Source organism: Stenotrophomonas sp. STEN020 (assembly GCF_056760195.1).
The window spans coordinates 1-18,479 of the sequence record NZ_JBRREI010000077.1 but is presented as its reverse complement, the minus strand read 5'-3'; the positions used below and the strand labels follow the sequence as shown (position 1 = coordinate 18,479).

At 63.4% G+C, this 18,479-nt stretch carries 15 protein-coding genes and 1 pseudogene; 8 read left to right on the top strand and 8 right to left on the bottom strand.

Annotation, left to right across the window (positions count from 1 at the left end; translation table 11 throughout):
* Nucleotides 1-132 precede the first annotated feature (132 nt).
* Nucleotides 133-1,242: pseudogene (locus ACVOLZ_RS20695) on the bottom strand (ribonuclease H-like domain-containing protein); the annotation flags it as partial.
* Nucleotides 1,218-3,701: a DEAD/DEAH box helicase gene (locus ACVOLZ_RS20690; protein WP_481517774.1), complete on the bottom strand. Its 2,484-nt coding sequence runs from the start codon at nt 3,699-3,701 to the stop codon at nt 1,218-1,220. The pseudogene ACVOLZ_RS20695 and the gene ACVOLZ_RS20690, both read right to left, overlap by 25 nt.
* 158 nt (nt 3,702-3,859) lie before the next feature.
* Here ACVOLZ_RS20690 and ACVOLZ_RS20685 point away from each other — a divergent pair, with 158 nt between their 5' ends.
* From ACVOLZ_RS20685 to rlmF, 3 genes are all read left to right on the top strand, one after another.
* Nucleotides 3,860-4,393, top strand: coding sequence for a hypothetical protein (locus tag ACVOLZ_RS20685; protein ID WP_481517773.1), 534 nt, complete (start codon nt 3,860-3,862; stop codon nt 4,391-4,393).
* Nucleotides 4,394-4,481: 88 nt separating this feature from the next.
* Nucleotides 4,482-5,144, top strand: a complete 663-nt coding sequence (tmk, locus tag ACVOLZ_RS20680; RefSeq protein WP_481517772.1) for a dTMP kinase — start codon at nt 4,482-4,484, stop codon at nt 5,142-5,144.
* Between the two features lie 161 nt (nt 5,145-5,305).
* Nucleotides 5,306-6,286: a 23S rRNA (adenine(1618)-N(6))-methyltransferase RlmF gene (gene rlmF, locus ACVOLZ_RS20675; RefSeq protein ID WP_481517771.1), complete on the top strand. Its 981-nt coding sequence runs from the start codon at nt 5,306-5,308 to the stop codon at nt 6,284-6,286.
* A gap of 19 nt (nt 6,287-6,305) precedes the next feature.
* On the opposite strand, the gene ACVOLZ_RS20670 is transcribed toward rlmF, so the two are convergent.
* Both ACVOLZ_RS20670 and ACVOLZ_RS20665 read right to left on the bottom strand, forming a co-directional pair.
* Entirely contained in the window at nt 6,306-7,487 is a 1,182-nt protein-coding gene (locus ACVOLZ_RS20670) for a DUF3667 domain-containing protein (RefSeq protein ID WP_481517770.1), read from the bottom strand.
* Nucleotides 7,488-7,742: 255 nt separating this feature from the next.
* Complete coding sequence (locus ACVOLZ_RS20665; protein WP_481517769.1) at nt 7,743-8,192, bottom strand: nuclear transport factor 2 family protein; 450 nt, start codon at nt 8,190-8,192, stop codon at nt 7,743-7,745.
* A 197-nt stretch (nt 8,193-8,389) separates the two neighbouring features.
* Here ACVOLZ_RS20665 and ACVOLZ_RS20660 point away from each other — a divergent pair, with 197 nt between their 5' ends.
* Entirely contained in the window at nt 8,390-8,980 is a 591-nt protein-coding gene (locus ACVOLZ_RS20660; RefSeq protein ID WP_481517768.1) for a PIN domain-containing protein, read from the top strand.
* Complete coding sequence (locus ACVOLZ_RS20655) at nt 8,977-9,156, top strand: hypothetical protein (protein WP_481517767.1); 180 nt, start codon at nt 8,977-8,979, stop codon at nt 9,154-9,156. Before ACVOLZ_RS20660 ends, ACVOLZ_RS20655 begins: the two co-directional genes overlap by 4 nt.
* 155 nt (nt 9,157-9,311) lie before the next feature.
* Here the strand turns inward: ACVOLZ_RS20655 and ACVOLZ_RS20650 are convergent, their stop codons facing one another.
* The 4 genes from ACVOLZ_RS20650 to ACVOLZ_RS20635 all read right to left on the bottom strand — a co-directional run bounded on the left by ACVOLZ_RS20650 (nt 9,312) and on the right by ACVOLZ_RS20635 (nt 13,473).
* Nucleotides 9,312-10,733, bottom strand: coding sequence for a short-chain fatty acid transporter (locus tag ACVOLZ_RS20650; protein WP_481517766.1), 1,422 nt, complete (start codon nt 10,731-10,733; stop codon nt 9,312-9,314).
* A 187-nt stretch (nt 10,734-10,920) separates the two neighbouring features.
* Nucleotides 10,921-11,562, bottom strand: coding sequence for a hydrolase (locus ACVOLZ_RS20645; protein ID WP_312370980.1), 642 nt, complete (start codon nt 11,560-11,562; stop codon nt 10,921-10,923).
* A 258-nt stretch (nt 11,563-11,820) separates the two neighbouring features.
* Nucleotides 11,821-12,510 carry an isochorismatase family protein gene (locus ACVOLZ_RS20640; RefSeq protein WP_481509526.1) on the bottom strand — a complete coding sequence of 230 codons (690 nt, stop codon included), beginning with the start codon at nt 12,508-12,510 and terminating at the stop codon, nt 11,821-11,823.
* Between the two features lie 96 nt (nt 12,511-12,606).
* Nucleotides 12,607-13,473, bottom strand: coding sequence for a pirin family protein (locus tag ACVOLZ_RS20635; protein WP_481517765.1), 867 nt, complete (start codon nt 13,471-13,473; stop codon nt 12,607-12,609).
* A 124-nt stretch (nt 13,474-13,597) separates the two neighbouring features.
* Between ACVOLZ_RS20635 and ACVOLZ_RS20630 the strand changes: the two genes are divergently transcribed.
* The 3 genes from ACVOLZ_RS20630 (at nt 13,598) to ACVOLZ_RS20620 (ending at nt 17,998) form a co-directional block, all read left to right on the top strand.
* The gene (locus ACVOLZ_RS20630; protein WP_481517764.1) at nt 13,598-14,503 is read left to right on the top strand and encodes a LysR family transcriptional regulator; all 906 of its coding nucleotides are present in this window, start codon (nt 13,598-13,600) and stop codon (nt 14,501-14,503) included.
* An 87-nt stretch (nt 14,504-14,590) separates the two neighbouring features.
* Nucleotides 14,591-15,775 (top strand): OmpA family protein, encoded by a 1,185-nt coding sequence (locus ACVOLZ_RS20625; RefSeq protein ID WP_481517763.1) that lies wholly within the window; start codon nt 14,591-14,593, stop codon nt 15,773-15,775.
* 303 nt (nt 15,776-16,078) lie between these two features.
* Nucleotides 16,079-17,998: a M61 family metallopeptidase gene (locus ACVOLZ_RS20620; protein WP_481517762.1), complete on the top strand. Its 1,920-nt coding sequence runs from the start codon at nt 16,079-16,081 to the stop codon at nt 17,996-17,998.
* Nucleotides 17,999-18,479: the final 481 nt, after the last annotated feature.

Genomic DNA, 18,479 nt, shown 5'->3' with positions numbered 1-18,479 from the left:
CCCCCCCCCCCCCCCCCCCGGGGGCGGCCCCCTTGGGGGGGGCCCCCCCCCCGCCCCCCCGCCGTGGCCCCCCCCACGGGGAGGGCTGGGGAGGGGTAAGCTCTTCGAGCAACGCCGAGCGAAGCACCGAGCTCAGCCCTCAGCCTCCAAAGCCAACGCCGCCCGCTCATCCGCTTCCACTTGTACCAAGCGCAAGAACAACAGCGCCAAAGTCACCACGTCCTGATGATTGTGCTCACCAACACGGCGCAGGTTGCGCGCGCTGCCACCGCGTAGATAGCTCAACCACGCCGCAGGCGCTTCCGAACCCGGCAAGTCATCCTCGCGTGCGATCAGCAGCAACTGCCGTTCGATGGTCGCGAGCCGGCAGTTTTCCCAGGTGCCGCGATAACGCCGGCGGGTGGGGAACAACAAGTCCACATGATCCAACGCCGAAATCGGATCGCCACGCCGCGCCAAGCGGTAACGCGTCTTCAGCAACGGTGCGTCGTAACAGCGGCCGTTGTAGCTGGAAAGCACCGTGCTTGGTGACAACCAGCTCGCAAACAACTCCAGCATCGCGCTCTCCGCGCCCATCGTCGACATCAGCAGCTGGCGCACGCGCAGGCCTTCGCCGCGCGCTGCATCGTGATGCCAATCGGCGGCGCCGATCATGAAAGCGCGGGTGCCGGTGCCGCCGGCCAAGCCGGTGGTTTCGGTGTCGAAGAACAGCAGGTCCTGTGGCGCGACTGATTCTTCGGGACGCTTGCTGAAAGCCAGTGACAAAGGAGCGCTGGGAATCGCTTGCGGGATGAAGGCTTCGATCAGGTGCAGGCCGGGCGCGATTTCGGTGCCGGGTAGATCGCGATCAACCGGCCCGCGTTCGACTGGCTGTGCCGGTGCGATGGCGCGGTTGCGTGTCGCTAACAAGCGTCGCAATGCAGCGCCGTCCTGCGGGACTGCGGGTTTGTGCTGGATCTGATCGACCCAGCCGAATACCGAGGATTCCGTCTTCGGCTCTTGTAGGAGCGGCGTAAGCCGCGAAGCCGGTGCAGCATCCGCAGCCGACGAAGAACCCGATGCATCCGGAGCAACAGGCACTGCTGCAGCTTCCACGATTGGTGGCTTCGCGGCTGACGCCGCTCCCACAACAGCTATGGGGGCTGCAGACACCGCAGACGGCGCCGTCGCCAGCCCTGCCTGTTTACGCAGGGCTTTGAGTTTGTCCAGGCTGATGCTCATGGCAGCAGGTCGAGTGCCTCGTCAACGACGATGGTTGGTACCTGATCGCAACGCTCGGCCGACAGCAGCGACAACACGGTCAACGCCAATGAGCGTGGCGTCGGGCCTTTCTCTTCTTCCTGCGCAGCCAATACCGGACCAACGCAGGCTGGGCAACCGGCATTGCAGTCGCAACGCTCCACCAGTTCCAACGCGCGCTGCACAAGCTCGCCCTGACGCTGCCACAGCGGTTCGCTCAGGCCCACGCCGCCGGGGAAGTTGTCGTACAGGTAAACCGTGGGTACGAAGCTCTGCATCAGTTCCACCGTGGCTTCACCAGCTTCATTGCCACGCAGCTGGCCACGGCCAGTCTGATCGGCAACCGCAAACCAGGCGCCATCGCCATTGCCCACGGCCTTCTGCAGATCACGTGCATCAGCCATCACCGCCACGGTCGCGACAATGTGCAGCGCATAAGCGGCACCAAGGAAGCCATCCAGCGCATCCTGCTTCTGCGCGAAGCTGCGCAGCAGCGTGGCCTGCGGCAGCTGCCACCACACCGAGGTGGTGTGCAGCTCCTGGTCGGGCAGGTTGACCGGGCCGTAGCCGATGTTCTCGTGCGTGTAGTAACGGATTTTCTTGTAGCCGGCCACGCGGCGCACTACATGCACTTCGCCATGATGCGAATCACCGCGGCCGGCACCGTCGCCGTCAAAGCGGTCCAAGACCTTCAACTTGGTGTAGTCGATGCTGTCGGTGTAGTAATCCACATGCGTGCGGGTGACATAGGCCTTGCGACCGTCCCAATCCAAGCGCTCCACTTGATATGGCGTGCTCTGCACCATGTGGATGGCGCCTTCGTACAGGGTCAGCGCCGCGGCGGAGTAATCCACCTCGGCGATGATCTGCTGCTTGCCGTCACTGCGATCCACCACCACGAAGTTGCCATCTGCAACCGCGCGCAGGCTCACCGCATTGGCCGGATAGCTGTCGGCAATCCACTCCCAGCGGTCACCTTCCTGATGCACCACTTCGGTCTCGGCCAGCGCCTGCAGGAACACCAGCGGATCGATCGGCCCGAACGGTTCGCCGGCCAGGAACGGCAACTCGAACGCGGCGCAGCGGATGTGATCGAACAGGATCAATGGCTGGTCCGGCGAGATGCGTGCATGCTCGGGCGTGGCGTTGGCGAAGAAATCCGGGTGCCGCACCACGTACTGATCCAGCGGCTGGCTGCTGGCAACCATCACCCCCAATGCGGCCTGTTGGCGCCGGCCGGCGCGCCCAAAGCGCTGCCACGTCGCCGCAACGCTGCCCGGGTAGCCGTTGAGGATGACCACGTCGAGCGCGCCAATATCCACGCCCAGCTCCAGCGCCGAGGTGCTGACGATTCCGTCGATATTGCCGGCCCGCATCGCCCGTTCCACCTCGCGGCGCTCGGTCGGCAGATAACCGCCGCGATAGGCGCGGATGCGTGCCGGCTTGCGCGGGTCATTGTCGAAGATGTCCTTCAGATACTTGGTCAGCACTTCCACCATCAAGCGCGTCTGTGCGAACACCAAGGTCTTCAGGCCACTCTTGATCGCGATGCGGGCGATGCGGTTGGCCTGCGAACGTGCCGATGCGCGCAGGCCCAGATCCGGATTGATCACCGGCGGGTTCCACAGCAGCACATGCTTGGGCCCGGTCGGTGCGCCGGATTCGGTGATCGCATGTACCCGCTCTTCCACCAGCGCCTCGGCATGCGCATGCGGGTTGCCGATGGTGGCCGAGCACAGGATGAACTGCGGTTGCACGCCATAGAACGCGCAGATGCGCTTGAGCCGGCGGATCACATTGGTGACATGGCTGCCGAACACGCCGCGATAGGTATGGATCTCGTCGATCACCACATAGCGCAGGTTCTCGAAGAACTGCGCCCACTTGGTGTGATGCGGCAGGATCGCCTGATGCAGCATGTCCGGGTTGCTGACCACGATGTCGCCGTGCAGGCGGATCGCCTGCCGCGCATCGCCGGGCGTGTCGCCGTCGAAGGTGAACGCCTTGACGCCAAGATCGCCGGCGCGGTTGAGTTCCAGCAACTCGGCGACCTGGTCCTGCGCCAGCGCCTTGGTCGGGAACAGGTACAGCGCCTTGGCGTTGCCCTGCATGGCCGCGCTCACCACTGGCAGCGTGTAGCACAGCGACTTGCCGGAGGCGGTGGGGGTGACGATGGCGACGTGCTCGCCGCGCTGGCTGGCGTCCCAGGCCTCGGCCTGGTGCGAATACAGCTGCTCGATGCCACGCGCCTTTAAAGCGGCTTTCAGCGCATCAGGCACGTCGTCGGGAATTGGCGCATAGCTGCCTTCGCGGCCGGGGATGGTGAAGCTGCCAGTGACCCGGTCCTTGTAGCGCCGGGCCAGACGCTGGCCCAACAGCGAGCCATCACGCGAGGGCAGGCCATCGGTGGTTGCCAGCGCCCGTTCGCTGGCTTCGGTGCGGGGAGCGAGGGAGAACGCCATGCACGCAACTGCCGATCAAAGAGTGTCATGGAAGCATATCGGTGTCTCACGCCGTGAGACCCATTGGGATTACGACATGCTGAACGAGCAGCGCGATTCCAACAAAAACTGAAGCAGCGCCTGCGTATGCTGACGGCGACACGCAACAGGCAGGGTGGATGGCTGTGGCATTACCGGTAAAATGGAGCACTTTGTTGGCTGGCATGATGCTGGCGGGGGGGGCACAGGCGCAGCAAGGCGCACCGGCAAGCACACCTGTCGCGCCTCCTTCGGGCGTCGTTGCCGAACCAGAACGTGCCGCCAACGCGCAGGCCGAGCCAAGCGATGCTGTTGAAGTGCCGGCACAAGGCAACGTCACCACCCTGGGCGAAGTACGCGCCATCAAGCCCGAAGACGACGAGCCGCTGGACCTGTATCGCTTCAAGAACCCGGTCCAGGCCGCGCCCAACCGTTTCAGCAAGAACTGGAGCGAGCCGCCTTCACCCGAGCAGGTCGGTATGAGCGGTGGCTACCTGATGATGGGCATCGGCTACGGCCTGATGAAGGCCGCGCAGGGGCTGAACAAACTCACCGGCGGCCCCGATCAGATCCAGTCCGCCATCGCCCGGCCGCCGCCGGAGCTGACCGAGCAGGAGCAGCAGCGGGCCGCCGAATACTGTGTGATCAACGGCTGCACCGCGCCCGCGCGCTGAAGCCGGCCTGTTCCCTGCGTGGCGGTTGGCCGGGCTGGAGCGGCGTCAAGTCGAGCGATATCAGCCGGATCCGATTAAAGTAGCGCCCATGGATAACCAACAGATTCCCGGCGGCCTGCTCATTGCCATCGAAGGCATTGATGGCGCTGGCAAGACTACGCTCGCCCACACACTGGCCCAGCACCTGCGTGCCGCAGGGGCACAGGTGGTGGTGGGTAAGGAACCGACCAATGGCCCTTGGGGGACGCGTCTGCGCGCTTCCGCCGCCACTGGCCGACTGAGCCCGGAGCAGGAGGTGGAATACCTGCTGCACGACCGTCGCCAGCACGTCGAAGAGGTCATCGTCCCGGCCCTGGCCCGTGGCGAGGTCGTCATCCTCGACCGCTACTTCCCGTCGATGGTGGCCTACCAGGGCGCCGCCGGCCTGCCGCTGGACGAGATGCTGCAGGCCAATGATTTCGCACCGCGCCCGAACCTGCTGCTGTTGCTGGATCTGCTGCCGGAGCAGGGGCTGGAGCGCATCCGCGCGCGTGGCGACAAGCCCAACCACTTCGAGACCGCGCAAAACCTGGAGCGCTGCCGGCTGATCTTCCAGCAGCTGGATCTGCCCAACAAGCAGGTCATCGACGCCAGTCAGAATGAAGCCGAAGTGCTGCGTGATGCGCATGCGGCGATTGCCGCGGCGCTTGCGCTGCGCGTGGGTGAGCACGGTGTGCAGTTGCTGCAGAACGTGCAGGGTATGGAGCTGTAGAAGGCCGTTGAACCTGTAGGAGCGGCGTAAGCCGCGAAGCTGACAATGCCCCAGGTGCAGGCAATACATGTCATCTGCTGCTGTACGTGCTTCGCGGCTTACGCCGCTCCTACAAGCACACCGATTGCCCTGGTTCGTTACCCCTAGCGCCCAACAAGAACATGATTTCCCGGCCACAACGCTCGAATAGGCAAGCAGCGGCACAGCCGCAGCTGCACCCGCGCAACCGCCACCAGGGTCGCTATGACCTGGTGCGCTTGGTCGCGGCGAATCCGGCCTTGCGCGCGCACCTGATCCGCACCCCGGCCGGCACTGACAGCATCGATTTCAGCAACCCAGCCGCCGTGCGCGAACTCAACCGCGCGCTGCTCGCCAGCGACTACGGTATCCAGCATTGGGATATCCCGGACGGTTACCTGTGCCCGCCGGTGCCGGGCCGGGTCGACTATCTGCACGGTCTGGCGGATCTGCTGGCTGCAGACAACAACGGCGTGATCCCACGCGGCCGCGGCGTGCGCGCGCTGGACATTGGCGTCGGCGCCAACTGCATCTATCCCTTGCTGGGGCAGGCCGAATACGGCTGGCGCTTTCTTGGCAGCGATATCGACGCGGATGCGCTGCAGGCCGCCAATGCCAATGTGCAGGCCAATGGTCTGGATCAGGTCATCGAACTGCGCCAGCAGCATGCGAGGGGCAATCTGTTCGTTGGCCTGTTGCAGGCCGATGAGCGCTTCCATCTGACCCTGTGCAACCCGCCCTTCCATGCCTCGGCGAAAGAGGCGGCGCAGGGTAGCCAGCGCAAGCTGCGCAATCTCGGCGGCGTGCAGGCACGCAGCAGCAAGGCGCCAGCACTGAACTTCGGAGGTCAGGCCAACGAACTCTGGTGCACCGGTGGTGAGGCATCGTTCCTGCGCCGGATGATCCGCGAGAGCGCGGATATCCAGAATCAGGTGCTGTGGTTCAGTTCGCTGGTGGCCAAGAGCGAGCACCTGGCCGATATCCACAAACAGCTGGCAAAAGCTGGCGTGGCCGAGGTGCGCGAGGTAGCGATGGCACAGGGCAACAAGCAGAGCCGCTTTGTTGCCTGGAGCTTCCATCCAGCCGTTGCACGCAAGGGCTGGATGCAGGGAGCGCTGGCTTGAACCTTGGATTAAACCGGGTTTAAGCCGAAACGCCGGCCAGCACTGCGTACATGACCACAAAGGTCACCAGGAAAAAATAGATGCCGCCAATGAAGGTGTAGCGCAGCAGCGTCAGCACCGGATTACCGCCATAGACGCGCTGCTGCATCCAGAACAGATACACCGGCACCGCAAGCCACAGCAGCACATACAGCCAGGCGCAGATCGAACTGACCACGGCGTTGCCGATCGCGCCGCTGATGCCGGCGATCAGGAAGGTGGTCAGCAATACCAGCATCAGCCAGCAGTGGCTATACAGCGCCACCACCAGATGCTCCAGGTAGCCCATCGGTCGCCGCATGATGTAGGCCAGGCGCAACACCAGCGCGAAAACTGGCATCAGGAAGAACAGCGCACCGGGCAATGAGGTCAGGATGGCCTGCACATACAGATCGGTCTTGCTGCCCATGCGCTCGACGTTGGCTTGGCCGTTGGCCAGGCGACGGTTGAGCCAGTTGCTGACGAATTTCGGCCAGCCCTCGAGCACGATCGGGTTGGTCTCCGGGTCCCAGGGTTTGCCATTGATCGGGATGTTGACGAAGACGGCTTTGTTCTCAGCGCTGGCTCGCGCTGCAGCTTCGTCGGCACGCGCCAGCGCCAAGTCCGTTGCGCTGCCAGCAACAGGCTGCGCCTTTGCTTCGAGCTCCGCGCTGCGCTGCGCAGCCGACGTATTGATCGCTGCCATGGCAAGGGCAAGCGCTGGCGCCGCCGCAGGGTTGGTCTTCTGCTGCAGTTCCATCTGCGCCAGCTGAGCGGCGCGTACCGCTTCCACCTCGGCTACAGTCTGCGCCTTGGCGAAGGCCGGGTCGGCGTTGTTGCCAGTGCCGAAGTCATCGGCGTGCAGGGTCAGTTTGCCGACGAAGAAGGTGAACAGGGTGAGGATCACGAACAGCCGCAGCGGCTGCACATAGCCGACGCGCTGGCCCTTGAGGAAATTCACGGCGATCCGGCCCGGCACCAGCAGATCGCGCAGAGTGCGGAAAATGCGTCCATCCAGATGCCAGAACGATTCGAACACCTCTTCGACCGCATGCCCGAAATTCTTCAGCGGGTTATGCGCCGACTGCCCGCAGCCATGGCAGTAGTGGCCCTGCAACGGCGTGCGGCAGTTCTCGCAGCTGCCGTGTTCGGAAGTGGAATGCACGACTTCGGTCTGGCTCATGGCTGGCGCGGCGGGCTGCGGTTGGAAGCCGCATACGATAGCGGGGTTTGCTGGCTCTGTTCAGTATCGGTTCAAGAAAAATTCAAAACGAAGTAAAGCCCCTCTCCCGCCTGCGGGGTGAGAGGGGCAGCTTGCGAACCATTGGTTCGCTGCCCATCGAACGCACTTGCGCCAGCGCAAGGGCCGGGGCGCGGAGCGGGGGTTGGGGTGGGGGGAAGCTCCTGACACGTAGACCCAAAGGCCACGCAACCTGACTCAGGAGCCCCGCACCTTCCGATGCCACAACGCATTGACGATCACCCAGCGCCCATCAAACCGGCCCATCTGCAGGTGATCGATGAACCACGGGCTCTCCAGCCGCACCGTGGCGATGTCCTGATCCACCTGCAGCACGGTCACCGTACGCTGCCACTGCTCGCGCGGTGTCTTCAGCGCGCCCTCGCGGGTGAAGCGGATCAGCTCATCCGAGCTCATCCGGCCCAGGCCCAGGGTTTCATTCGGATTGGCAACGAGATTGCGCTTGGCCAGGTCTGGATGCAGCGCCCGCGTCACCCGCGCGACATCGCCTTCAAGCTGCCCGTCCATGTAGTCGTAAGCAGTGGCCTCGATGGCCTGCAGGGTGGCTGCATCCGGCGGTGCCGCCGCGGCGTTGCCGGCGACACAAAGCAATCCCACAACAAACACGCGTAGTGCAGCGGACAGCATGGCCGGTTCCTGATGGGTGGTGGCTGGGGAATCGTGGCAGTTACAGCTGGGGATGCAATGGGCTGGAGGTCATTTGTCGTTCTACTGAAATTGCATCGAAAGCAACGAACTGAATGTGTTCAGTTCAAGGGTGTGGTTTGGCAAACGAGCAATGCTGGGCGAAGATTCGAAACAGGGCAGCAGGGGAATTGCAGGGAATGCAGATTGAAGCTATTGCGACGCTGGTGCCGGTGGAGAACCGGCGCATCAACTACGTGTTGGTCGATCACGAGAACGTCCAGCCGACCGATCTGAATCTGCTTGATCGTCAGGATGTCCGTCTCTGGGTATTCGTTGGTGCCGCGCAGACCAAACTATCGTCGGAACTGGCAATCCAGATGCAGGTCATGCGCGAGCGCGCCGACTATGTGCGGATATCTGGCAATGGTTCCAATGCCTTGGATTTCCATATCGCCTTCCATATCGGACAGTTGGCGACAGTCGACCCACGTGGGTTCTTCCACATCATCTCCAAGGACACCGGATTCGATCCTCTGGTACAGCATCTGAAGACGAAGAAGATTCTTGCCTGCCGATCGGCAGCGGTTGGTGATATGCCGCTGTTCAAGCCCGCACTCGCCGACAAGCCTGTGGTGTCTGCGTCAAAGGCCGCTGAAAAAGCGAATGCGAAGAAAGTGACGGTTGTAGTTGAGAAAGCCCAACCGCCCGCCAAGAAGCCTGCGGTTGCCGTGGCCAAGAAGGCTGTACAGGCGAAGGCGATGACAGCGGCAGAAAGCTCGCTCGAATGAAGGCGCTGTTGGCCAAGATGACAAGTGGTAAGCCTGGAACTCTGGCGGCGTTGAAGAAACACATCGCGTCCAATTTTCAGAATCAGATCAATACTCAGGAGGTTGATGCGCTGATCGTGGGTCTGAAGAAGGCGGGCACATTGAAGGTTGATGGCGCCAAGGTGATATTCAGCTGACTTCGGCGCTGTGGTTACATTGTTGAAGCGCCTGTGCGGTTGTCGCTTTGATTGCTTGGAAAGCCCCTGCCGAGCATGGCTCGGCACTACAGGGCGCAGAAATCAGAACGCCACGCAATGCGTGGCGTTCTGATTTCAATCGTTGCGGCAAGCCATCACGGCATTACGGGCGGCGTATACGCCAGCGTCGCACCCAGTGCCCACAACAGCAGCAGCACCAGCGGGGTGTGCACCAGCAGCTGCACGAAGGTGAAGCCGATCAGGTCGCGGGCCTTCAGGCCGAGTACGCCGAGCAGCGGCAGCATGTAGAACGGGTTGATCAGGTTGGGCAGGGCTTCGGCGGCGTTGTAGATCTGTACCGACCAGCCGAGGTGGTAGTGCAGGTCGTTGGCTACCTGCATCACGTACGGCGCTTCGATGATCCACTTGCCACCGCCGGAGGGAATGAAGAAGCCCAGCACCGCCGAGTAGCTGCCCATCAGCAGCGCGTAGGTGTCGTGGCTGGCGATCTGGGTGAAGAAGGTGGAGATGATGTGGGCCACGCTATGGCCTTCGCTTCCGTTGACCGTGGTCATGATGGCGGCGATGGAGCCATACAGCGGGAACTGGATCAGCACGCCGGTGGTCGAGGGCACGGCACGTGAGACCGCGTCGAGAAAACTGCGTGGACGCCAATGCAGCAGTGCACCGGCCATCAGGAACAGCAGGTTGTAGGTGTTCAAACCGGAGATCGCCTGGATCGCTGGTTTGGTGCTGAACTCGTGGATCAACCAGCCAGCGGCAAGCGCAACCAGCAGCAGGATCAACAGCGGGCTGTGTTCCAGCCATTCACCCGGGCGGGTCGGCTTGGTTTTGACCGGTGCCGCATCGCTCATGACATCCACGCCGCAATCAGCGGCATCGCGCGCGGAATTGGCGGCCGGTGCGGTGACATAGGCAATGATCAGCGATACCACCACCAACGCGGCCAGCAATACGCCGGACTGCCACAGGAAGATGGTTTCGGTGAAGGGGATGACGCCGGTGATCGACAGGATCGACGGCGGCAGGCTGGCCGGGTTGGCCTGCAGCTGTGCGGCCGATGAGGACAGGCCCAGCGCCCATACCGCACCGAGACCGAGATACGCTGCCGCACCGGCGGCGCGGTAATCCATCTTCAATTCACTGCGGCGTGCCAATGCGCGCACCAGCAGGCCGGCGAATACCAGGCTCAAACCCCAGTTCAACAACGATGCGGTCATCGACACGATGGCGACCAGGGCGACTGCGCTGCGACCGTTCTTTGGCACGCGCGCCAGCCGGTCGATCAAGTGCGAGGCCGGGCCGGAAGAGGCCACCACATAGCCGCCGATCACCACGAAGGCCATCTGCATGGTGAAGGGGATCAGGCTCCAGAAGCCGTCACCGAAGGCCTTGGCGGTGTCGGTAGGCGCGGCGCCTATGGACAGCGCGGCCAGCGAGACCGCGGCAAGGGCGAGGGCGGCGAACACCCAGGAATCGGGGAACCAGCGCTCGGCGAAATTCGCACAACGGATCGCGAAGCGCGCCGAGGCGGTGTCTTGGGTCGTGGGCTGCATGGGGCGGGTACCGTGGGAAGCAACCGGGGGACGGTAGCGCGGCAGCAGTGATGGGTGGAACTGGACCTTTGGATAGTGCCTGCGTATTCATGCACGAGCGCCGAGGCCGGCACGATGCCTGCTGATTGCCCGAGTGCAGCCATGTCTCTCCCTCTCCGTTTGCCGGAGAGGGAGGGGCGCTATCTGCTTACTCGGCAGCGTCGTAGGAGAACTGGATGCCGGCGGTACCGCCGGTGCTGATGAACAGCTCCATGAACTGCTTGGCGGTGTCGGCGCGGTTCCAGTCGCGCTGTAGTTCGCAGAACAGCTGCGGCACGCTGATCATCTTGCCGCCAGCCTGCTCGATGCGGCGCAGGGCTGCCTCATGCGCGGCCAGCGAGGTGCCGCCCACGGCGTCCACCGGTACATACACCTCATAGCCTTCGCGCAGTGCGTCCAGCGCCGGGAAGGTGAGGCAGGCCTCGGTCCACAGGGCAGTCATGATCAGCTTCTTGCGGCCGGTGGCTTCCACAGCCTTGCGGAACTCCACGTCCTCCCAGGAGTTGATGGTGGTGCGGTCGTAGGTGGGCTCATCCTTCAACACGCGGCGCAGTTGCGGGATCGGCGGGTGGTTCAGGCCGGTCTTCACGTTGACCGTGGAGTGCACGATCGGCAGGCCGTAGACCTTGCCGGCCTTGGCCACGCCGACGATGTTGTTGACCAGCAGCTGGCGATCCATCGAGGCGATGGAGTTCACCTGTACCGGCTGGTAGTCGATGACGATCAGCGCCGAGTTTTCTGGGGTCAGCAGGTCGTCACGCTTGGGGTCACGCTTGGTTTCACTGGTCATGGCGAGGTTCCTTTCTGGGGTGCTGAAGGCGCAGCACGCGCTTGGGCATCGCGCCGCATATCGCGGCGGGGTAAACGGGGGACTTACTTGACGAGGTCCATGAAGTACGCCGCTTCCATGCGCTCGACGGCGTCGGCGTGGTGCGCTTCGAAGTACTTGATGTGTGGACCGTGGTGATGGTGCTTTTCGCGCAGCTCATGGCTGGCCCAGTGCTAGACGAAGATGAAGCGGCGAAGGTCTGCCTTGTCGCGATCCGGCTCAGCTGCGCTGCGAATCCAGCTGCTCGTGGTTGGTCACTACTTCCTGTGCCTTGCTGTAGCTCTCGATCAGCAACTGGTAGTTGGGGAAGATGTTGGTATAGGCCTGCGCCCATTCGGCGGCGTCTTCGCGGTTCCAGGTCTTCTGCAGTTCCGAGGCGACCGCAGCCACGTCGATGACGACGACACCGGCCTGCATCATCCGCGCCAAGGTGATTTCCTGCGCCTGCTTGGAATAGGTGCCGGAGGCATCAATCACCGCGAACACCTGGTAGCCATCGGCCACCGCCGCAATCGACGGGAACGCCATGCACACGCTGGTGATGGTGCCGGCAATGATCAATTGCTTCTTGCCGGTGTCCTTCACTGCCTGCACGAAGTCAGGGTTGTCCCAGGCGTTGATTTCGCCTTTGCGCGCCACGTATTTCGCATGCGGTGCGTTCTGGTGGATCTCCGGAATCAGTGGGCCATTCGGGCCCTGCGGTACCGAGGCGGTGGTGATCACCGGGATCTTCGCCAGCGAGGCAAGCTTGGCCAACGTCGATGCCAAACGCCGCAGCGTGGTGAACGGCATGTCGTGCACGGTCTGGAACAGGCCGCTCTGGTGATCGATCAACAGCATCGCGACGTTGTCCGGATCGATGACGGGTTTTGCGCCATTGAAGTTGGCAACTTGAGGGAAGGTATACATGGCTGTCTCACCATTGGGAGGGGCAGGGTCGCGCCGACGGAGTAACGCCAGCGCGAGAGAAAGATGACCGGGTGGTTAAACCCGGTCATCGGCGGATTACGCTGCGATCTGGCCGAAGCGGCCGGAGTTGAAGTCATCCATCGCCTGACGGATTTCTTCCTGCGTGTTCATCACGAACGGGCCGTAGCCGGCGATGGGCTCGTCGATCGGCTCACCGGCCAGTACCAGCACGGTGGCGTCGGCATTGGCCTCCAGTTCCACCTCACCGGCAGCACGGTCGAACAGCACCAGCTGGCCTTCACGGGCGAGCTGGCTGCCGTTGAGCAACACAGTGCCGTGCATGACCACCATCGCCACGGTGTGGCCTTCGGCGAACTGCAGCGTGGTGTGCTTGTCACGCGACAGGCGCAGGTCCCACACGTCCATCGGCGTATGCGTACGGGCCGGTCCACGCTGGCCGCCGAATTCACCGGCAATCACCCGCACCGTGCCGGCGTCATCGGCCAGCGGTACCACCGGAATGTCGGCGTTGCTGATGTTCTGGTAACCAGGTGCCGACATCTTGTCCTTGGCCGGCAGGTTGACCCACAGCTGCACCATCTCCAGCTTGCCACCGCGCTGGGTGAAGGCTTCGGAGTGGAACTCCTCATGCAGGATGCCGGAGGCAGCGGTCATCCACTGCACGTCACCCGGGCCGATCTCGCCGCCTGCGCCGGTGGAATCGCGGTGCGCCACTTCGCCTTCATAGACGATGGTGACGGTCTCGAAACCACGGTGCGGATGCTGGCCAACGCCGCGCGGGCTGGTGGTGGGGCTGAACTCAGCCGGGCCGGCGTGGTCCAGCAGCAGGAAGGGGCTGAGCTGGCGGCCGTGGGTGTTGTAGGAAAACAACGAACGGACCGGGAAGCCATCACCGACCCAATGCGGGCGGGGCGCGCTGTACAGGCCACTGATCTTCTTCATCTGTCTGCTCCTTGGGCGGCGCGGGGTGCGCCGGCGTTGGAGCAAAGATTAGATTTGGGACGATCACCCCGGTAGACGGTAAAAAGTGGTCTGATAGTCCTATTTGGTGAACGCTGGAGCCGCAATGCAGGACCTGAACGACCTGTACTACTTTGCCAAGGTGGTTGAGCACGGCGGCTTTGCCCCGGCCGGGCGCGCGCTGGGCGAGCCCAAGTCCAAGCTGAGCCGGCGTATCGCCCTGCTGGAGGAACGGCTGGGCGTGCGCCTGATCCAGCGTTCCACCCGCCACTTCTCGGTCACCGAGGTCGGCCAGACCTTCTACGCGCATTGCCGGGCGATGCTGGTGGAGGCCGAGGCTGCGGCCGAATCCATCGAGCTGACCCGCTCGCAGCCGCGTGGTGTGGTGCGGGTGAGTTGCCCGACCATGCTGCTGGATTTCCGGGTAGCGGCGATGGTGGCCGAGTTCATGGCGCATTGCCCGGATGTGGAAGTGCACCTGGATGCCACCAACCGCCGCGTGGACGTCATCGCCGAAGGTGTCGATGTCGCCATCCGCGTGCGCCCGCCGCCGCTGGAAGACAGCGAGCTGGTGTTGAAGGTGTTGGCCGAGCGCACCCAATGCCTGGTGGCGACCCCCTCTTTGCTTGAAACGCATGGCCATTCGCATGGCCCGGAGGATCTGCATCTATTGCCCAGCGTCGCCTTGGGTGTGCCGCAGGGTGAGCATGTCTGGCGCTTGATCGGCCCGGATGGCGCGACTGCCGAAGTGCCGCATCATCCGCGTTTGATCACCCGCGGCATGGTGGCGTTGCGTGCCGCGGCATTGGCCGGCGTTGGCGTGGCGCAGTTGCCAACTATGATCGTGCGCGATGCGCTGGAGGCAGGGCAGTTGGTCAATGTCGCCCCGGACTGGGCGCCGCCGAAGGAAATCATCCACGCGGTGTTTCCTTCCAGGCGCGGCCTGTTGCCGTCGGTGCGCTTGTTCATCGATCACCTTGCGGCATCCTTCGCTGCGCTGGATGAATCCTGATCGAGGCACCCGCCGCGAAGCGGTGGTCACGGAAATTGAACGGCGCCTTGGCAACAATGCCTGTTCCCGCACAAATGGAGTTGCTGCATGCGTGTTGCTGTCGTGTCACTGGCTTGTCTCAGCGTTCTTGTCGCCGCCTGCGGGCGCGATGCACCTGCCGATCAACCTGTTGCTGCAACGCCGGAAGCTGCGCCTGCGGCGGCCGCTGCGCCAACGGCCTCCAACGCGGAAGTGCTCACCGCAGGCAGCATTGAGTTCCCGGTGATACCGACCATCATGGTGCCCAGCATCATCGGCAGCGGCCCGGCACAGAAGCGGCTGGAGTTGTCGATGCAATCGTTGATCGATCCGGTCGCCGGCATCAGTGTGCGCCCGGCCAACTGCGCCACCGACGGTGGACTGGTCAATGAAAGCGGCTTCACCAACGTCGACGCGCAAGGCAACCTGGAGCGCGTCGGCGGCCACGGCGTGTTCAACATCGGTGCCGATGGTAGTGGCCAGGCGGTCACCGGCGACGGCGTGGTGGAAGTAAAGCCCGATGGCAGCGGTAGCGTGGTCAACGAGGCAGGTACCTTCGAAGTGAATGCTGATGGCTCCGGCACCTATGTGGGCGCGCACGGTAATATCGAACTGGACGGCAAGGGTGCAGGCAGCTGGGTGGGTGGCTTCGGCAGCATCGAGAACCATGGCGACGGTTCCGGCAGCTGGGTTGGCAGCGACGGCAACATCGAGATCAACGCCGATGGCTCGGGCAAGTGGATCGGTGGCCCCGAGGGCATCGTCGAGAACCGCGGTGACGGCACCGGCACGATCGGTGCGGTACCGCGCGAAGTAAAGATGGCACCGCTGCCGCCGTTGCCGCCAGCCGGGAAGTTTCCGCTGCTGGACAAGTTCAAGCCATCGGGTGCGCCGTGTGGCTACGTCATCACCCTCAACGACAAGGTGCTGTTCGATTTCGACAAGGACGTGATCCGTCCCGATGCTGGCAAGGTGTTGGATGTATTGGCGACGGCGCTGGGTAAAGTGCCTTCGAGCGCAATGGAAATCCGTGGTCACACCGATGCCAAGGGCAGTGACGACTACAACCAGGATCTGTCCGAGCGTCGCGCACAGGCCGTGCTGGCAGCACTGCGCCAGCGGGGCAGTGCAACCGATGCAACCGCACATGGCTACGGTGAATCGCAGCCGATTGCGCCGAATGAGGTCAATGGCAGGGACAGCCCTGGCGGTAGGCAGCTGAATCGGCGCGTGGAAATATTCGTTCGCACGTAAGCCCGCGCTTTGTTTGTAGGAGCGGCGTAAGCCGCGAAGCCACTGCCCCCACCGAAGCAGCAGACAGCACAATCCCAACCGGCCCGATAGCAATCGCCACGAATGCCAGACCTGCAGGCATTCGTGGCTTCGCGGCTCACGCCGCTCCTACAAATCGAGGCTAGCCGGTGATTTTGGTTGGTGCATAGGGCCCCTGCCGAGCATGGCTCGGCACTACCGCTGAGGTGTTGATGACCATCGGCCCGTGTCAGGCACCACAGGCTTGCCGCATCATGGCCCTCTCAGACAAGCGAGAGGTTGGTGATGCATGTGTTCCGTCCTGCAGTACTGGGGTTGGCCCTGATGGCCGCCATGGGTTTGGCCAACGCGGCGCCGGCGGTGGTTGACGTGGACGCACGCGGGGTGAAGATCAGTGAGGCTGCCTATCCCGGCACCATTCGCCTCGAAGTGGACGCCACCGACCTCGGCCAGCGCGTGTTCAAGGTACGGCAGACCGTACCGGTGCAGCCAGGCCTGCAGCGCTTCCATTACCCGGCCTGGTTGCCGGGCAGCCATTCGCCCAGCGGCCAGATCGAAAAGCTGGCCGGGCTGGTGATCAACGCCAATGGCCAGCGCCTGGAATGGGTACGCGACCCGCTCGATGTCTACACCTTCAACGTGCAGGTGCCCGAAGGCGTCACCGAACTGCGCATGGACTTCCAGTTCCTCAGCCCCACCGATTCGGCCCAAGGCCGCGCGGTGATGACGCCGAACATGCTCAACCTGCAGTGGAACGCGATGCTGCTGTATCCGGCTGGTCACGCCGCGCACGCCATCACCTACCAGGCCAGTGCGCGCTACCCGCAGGGCTGGGATGCGGCCAGCGCGTTGACGGTGGCCAGTCGCAATGGCGATACCGTCAACTACGCGCCGACCAATCTGGAAATCCTGGTTGACTCGCCGGTGTTCGCTGGCCGCTACCATCGTATGTTCGACCTGGCCCCGGCCGGCACCCGCCCGGTGCGCTTGAACGTGTTTGCTGATCGGGCAAAAGATCTGGAAGCCAAGCCCGAGCACATCGAACAACACCGCGCGCTGGTTACGCAGGCACGCAAGTTGTTCGGCGCCGAGCATTACGATCACTACGACTTCCTGTTCGCAGTGACCAACCAGCTCGGCGGCATCGGCCTTGAGCACCAGCGTTCCAGCGAGAACAGCGAAGACCGCGATTACTTCAGCGGTTGGGATGCCAAGGTCGGCAGCAGCGATCTGCTCGGCCATGAATACACCCATTCCTGGGACGGCAAGTACCGTCGCCCGGCCGACTTGGCTACGTTGAACTACAACGTGCCGATGCAGGGCAGCCTGCTGTGGGTCTACGAAGGGCAGACCCAGTACTGGGGCAATGTGCTGACCGCGCGCGCTGGTATCCGTCCGCTGGACGCTTCGCGTGATGCGCTGGCGATGGTTGCGGCTACCTATGCGGATAACCGCCCTGGCCTGGAGTGGCGTTCGCTGGGCGATACCACCAACGACCCGGTGATCGCCCGTCGCAAGCCCAAGCCCTATCGCGGCTACCAGATGAGCGAGGACTATTACCAGGGCGGGCAGATGCTATGGCTGGAAGCCGACGTGCGCCTGCGCACGCTCAGTGGCGGCAAGCGCAGCCTGGATGATTTTGCCAAGGCCTTCTTCGGCCAGAACGACGGTCAATGGGAGCGCCCGGATACCTACACCTACGACGACGTCGCCGCCACCCTGGAGCAGGTGCAGCCGACCGGTGACTGGTCGCAGTTCCTGCGCGATCGTCTTGAACGCAAGACCGGTCTGGTCGGCGGCATTGAAGCGGCCGGTTGGAAGCTGGTCTACAAGGACAAGCCCAGTGCTTACTTCAAGGCGACGATGAAGGGCCGCGGTGCCAACTTCATCTACTCGCTGGGTGTTTCCCTGAGTCCGGCCGGCTACGTCAACGAAGTGCGCTGGGACAGTGCCGCGTTCAATGCAGGTGTTGGTACGGGCATGCAGGTATTGGCAGTGAACGATCTGCAATACAGCGCAGACGAACTGGAGGAAGCCGTGCGAGCAGCCAAGGACAGCAAGCAGCCAGTGCGTCTGTTGGTGAAGGAAGTGGACGTGTACCGCACACTGAGTATCGATTACCACGACGGCCTGCGTTACCCCACGCTGGAGCGGATCGAAGGCAGCATCGATTACCTGACGCCGATATTCACCGCCCGCAAGTAAACGGGGGACTGTAGTGCCGAGCCATGCTCGGCAGGGGCCTTACCAGCAAGATCAGAAGCGCCCCTCATCCCAACCCTCGCTCCGCGCCCCGGCCCTTGCGCTGGCGCAAGGGCGTTCGATGGGCAGCGAACCTGTGGTTCGCAAGCTGCCCCTCTCACCCCGCAAGCGGGAGAAGGGTTAAGGCCAACGCGGGCCACTGTAGTGCCGAGCCATGCTCGGCAGGGGCCTTACCAGCAAGATCAAAAGCGTCCCCTCATCCGCCCCTGCGGGGCACCTTCTCCCGCAAGCGGGAGAAGGGCTAAAGCCAACGCGGGCCACTGTAGTGCCGAGCCATGCTCGGCAGGGGCCTTGCCGGCAGGATCAAAAGCTCCCCCTCATCCCAACCCTCGCTCCGCGCCCCGGCCCTTGCGCTGGCGCAAGGGCGTTCGATGGGCAGCGAACCTGTGGTTCGCAAGCTGCCCCTCTCACCCCGCAAGCGGGA